We start from the raw sequence: 362 nt of genomic DNA on the forward strand, positions 1-362 counted from the left end.
GAGCGCATCACCTGGGACGAAGCGCTCGACACCATCGTCACCCGCTGGAAGGCGATCATCGATAGCCACGGGCCGCAGGCCATCGCGCCTTACAGCTACCTCGGCAACCAGGGCCTCGTGCACGGGCTGAACGGCGGCGACCCCTTCTTCAACCGCATGGGCGCTACCGTCACCGAGCGCACCTTCTGCGGCGAGGGCGCCTGCACCGCGTGGCTGCTCACGGTCGGCCCGACCGCCGGGCTCGATCCGGACCGCTCCATCCACGTGACGTACATCCTCATCTTGGCCTGCAACCGGTCCAGCACGACCCTGCACCATTGGGCCATCGTGAAGGATGCCCAGAAGAAGGCCGGCAAGTCCGC

1 pseudogene is annotated in these 362 nt (G+C 67.4%); it reads left to right on the forward strand.

The annotated features are described in order from the left end of the window. Positions 1-362, forward strand: a pseudogene (locus MKK52_RS18110) (molybdopterin oxidoreductase family protein); the annotation flags it as partial.

It is taken from the genome of Methylobacterium sp. J-067 (genome assembly GCF_022829465.1).
GTDB lineage: Bacteria > Pseudomonadota > Alphaproteobacteria > Rhizobiales > Beijerinckiaceae > Methylobacterium > Methylobacterium litchii.